Source organism: Phenylobacterium sp., from assembly GCF_044371015.1.
Taxonomy (GTDB): domain Bacteria; phylum Pseudomonadota; class Alphaproteobacteria; order Caulobacterales; family Caulobacteraceae; genus Phenylobacterium.
Genome location: NZ_JBILUK010000302.1, coordinates 1 through 3,221 on the forward strand (window position 1 = coordinate 1; position 3,221 = coordinate 3,221).

General features: G+C 68.7%; 2 protein-coding genes. One reads left to right on the top strand and one right to left on the bottom strand.

The genetic code is table 11. The annotated features are described in order from the left end of the window. Positions 1-33: 33 nt before the first annotated feature. A complete protein-coding gene (locus ACIQ3R_RS16670) occupies positions 34-831 on the bottom strand; it encodes an SDR family NAD(P)-dependent oxidoreductase (RefSeq protein ID WP_397419976.1) in 798 nt (265 codons plus the stop codon). A gap of 96 nt (positions 832-927) precedes the next feature. Here ACIQ3R_RS16670 and pepN point away from each other — a divergent pair. Continuing rightward, a partial coding sequence (pepN, locus tag ACIQ3R_RS16675; RefSeq protein ID WP_397419977.1) for an aminopeptidase N occupies positions 928-3,221 on the top strand: 2,294 nt, incomplete at its 3' end.

Below are 3,221 nucleotides of genomic sequence, written 5' to 3' on the forward strand. Positions count from 1 at the left end.
AGGTTGAGGCCTCCTCTCACACGCTCGGACGTCCTACAGCGCGAACGAGAACCCGCCGTTGACCGGATAGACCTGGCCGGTGATCCAGCTCGACGCGTCCGAGGCCAGGAACTGGACCATGTTGGCGATGTCGTCCGGCCGGCCGGGGCGCCGCACGATGTACTTCTCCAGCGTGCGCTTCAGGCGCTCCGGGTCGCCGTTCAGCGTCCGCTCCACCGCCGGCGTGGCGGTCAGGGCGATGGCCACCGAGTTGGCGGTGATCCCGTAGCGCCCCAGCGAGCGGGCGCAGGAGCGCATGAAGCCGGCGGCGCCGGCCTTGGCGCCGGCGTAGATCTCGAGTCCCGCATCGCCCCAGCGGCTGGCGTCGGAGATCACGGTGATGATCCGGCCGGGCGCCTGGCGTTGCAGCATGCCGGGGATGACCGCCGCGGTGCAGTTCATGACACCGTAGAGATTGACCCCGATGAAGCTGTTCCAGACTTCCGGTCCGGTCTCCCAGAACGGCTTGCCGAGCTCGGCCGAGGGGTTGGCGCCCGCATTGCCGGCGTTGTTCACCAGGATGCCGATGACGCCCAGGTCGGCGGCGGCCTTGGCGACCATTTCCTTCACCGCAGCGTGGTCGGAAACGTCGCATTGCAGGGCCAGGGCCTTGCCGCCGGCCGCACGGATCTCCTCGGCCACGGCCTCTGCGCGGGCCAGCACGTAGTCATTGACCACAACGCCGCCGCTGCCCTTGGCGTCGGCGAGTTGCAGCGCCACCTGGCGGCCGACGCCCTGGCCGGCGCCGGTCACGAGGGCGACGCGGCCGCCCAGGTCGAGAATGTCGGTCATGGAAGCGTCCTCCGTGGGTTTCGTTGATCTGCTTTCCGCAGTTGAGAGGACCCTAGGGGGCTGACGTCGCGGACGGCGAGTCGCTACATGCCCTCCATGCGCACCGAAACGCCCCAGCCGATCCGGCTCTCCGACTATCGCCCGCCCGCCTTCCTGGTGGATGAGGTCCATCTCACCTTCCAGCTCGAGCCCAACGCCACGCGGGTGACGGCGCGGCTGAGCGTGCGCCGCAACGGCGAGCACGCCGAGCCTCTGAGGTTCAACGGCGAGCGGTTGAAGCCGGTCTCCGTGGCCATCGACGGCCGGGTGCTGGCCGAGGGCGAACGGACCATCGAGGAACTGTTCCTGACCATCCCGGACACGCCCGACGCCTTCACGCTCGAGACGGTGGTCGAGATCGATCCGGAGGCCAACAAGGCGCTGGAAGGTCTCTACATGTCGGGCGGCCGCTTCTGCACGCAGTGCGAGTCCGAAGGGTTCCGCAAGATCACCTGGTGGCCGGACCGGCCCGACGTGCTGTCGCGCTACACGGTCCGTATCGAGGCCGATGCGCGGTATCATCGGCTGCTGGCGAACGGCAATCTCGTGGAGTCCGGCGCCCTGCCCGGCGGACGACACTTTGCAGTCTGGAACGACCCCTTCCCCAAGCCCAGCTACCTGTTCGCGCTGGTGGCCGGCGAGCTCGATGTCCTCGAAGATCACTTCGTCACCATGAGCGGTCGGCGTGTCGAGCTGCGCATCTATGTGGACACCGGCATGGCGGCGCGCACCGCCTATGCGATGGACGCGCTCAAGCGCTCCATGAAGTGGGACGAGGAGGCCTATGGCCGCGAGTACGACCTCGACCTGTTCATGATCGTGGCGGTGCGCGACTTCAATTTCGGGGCGATGGAGAACAAGGGCCTCAACATCTTCAACGCCTCCCTGCTGCTGGCCGATCCCGCCACCGCCACCGACCTCGACTATGAGCGGATCGAGGCGGTGGTGGCCCATGAGTACTTCCACAACTGGACCGGCAACCGGATCACCTGCCGCGACTGGTTCCAGCTGTGCCTGAAGGAGGGCCTGACGGTCTTCCGCGAACAGGGCTTCTGCGCCGACATGCGCGGCGAGGCGGTGGCGCGGATCAAGGCGGTGAAGGTGCTGCGCACCCGCCAGTTTTCGGAAGACCAGGGCCCGCTCGCCCATCCGGTCCGCCCGGGCAGCTTCCAGAAGATCGAGAACTTCTACACGGCCACGATCTACGAGAAGGGCTCGGAGGTCATCGGCATGCTGAAGGCCCTGATCGGGCCCGACGCCTTCCGGGCCGGCATGGACCTGTATTTCGAGCGCTGGGACGGCCACGCCACCACCGTCGAGGCCTTCATCCAATGCTTCGCCGAAGCGTCCGGGCGCGATCTTTCGGCCTTCTTCGCCTGGTACGAACAGGCGGGGACCCCCCGGGTTTCGATGTCCGCGCGCTATGACGAGGCGGCGCGCACGCTCACTCTCGACTTCCGCCAGACCAACCCGCCCACGCCCGGACAAGCCGACAAGCGCCCGACGCCCATCCCGATCCGCCTCGGCCTGCTGGATCACGAGGGCCGCACCCTGGCGTTCGTGCGCGACGGCGTGGCGGTCGATGAGACCCTGGTGGTGGTCGATGGGTCGGAGACCACCGTCGTCCTGACGGGCGTGGACTCCACGCCCGTGGTTTCGGCGCTGCGCGGATTCTCCGCCCCTGTGGTGCTGTCGAGCGATGCGCCGCCCCGCGACCGTTATGTGCAGCTCGCCGCCGATCCGGACCTCTTCAACCGCTGGGATTCCGGTCAGGAGCTGGCGGCGGGGCTGATCCTCGCGCGCGCCGCCGGCAAGCCCGACGAAGTGGGCGAGGAGCGCTATGCCGAGGCGGTCGGACGGGCCCTGTCGGACCAGGCCTCCGACGCTGCATTCAAGGCGCTGTTGCTGGCGCTGCCCTCCGAGGCGGACCTCGCCCTGCTGCGCCAGCCCGTGGACCCGGCGGCGCTGCATGAGGCGCGCAAGGCTCTGCGGCTGCGCATGGCTGTCCACCTGGCCGACGAACTGAAACGGCTGCACACCGGACTGCAGCAGCTGGGCCCGTTCTCGGACGACCCCATCGCCGCCGGTCGGCGCGCGCTGCGCAACGCCGCGCTGGAGCTGCTGGCCGCCAATCCCACCTCCGAGACCACCACCCTGGCTGACGGCCATTATCGCGCCGCGGGCAACATGACCGACGCCATGGGCGGGCTCTCCGCCCTCATGCTGATCGGAGGGCCCGCGTTCGAGGCCGCGCTCACCGATTTCCAGGACCGCTGGAAGTCCGAGCCGCTGGTGATCGACAAGTGGTTCGCCCTGCAGGCCCGCGATCCGGACGAAGGGGCGCTGGGCCG

Excerpts from the sequence above, each read along its gene's own strand:
- ACIQ3R_RS16670 (WP_397419976.1), bottom strand. The coding sequence starts at position 831 with ATGACCGACATTCTCGACCTGGGCGGCCGCGTCGCCCTCGTGACCGGC.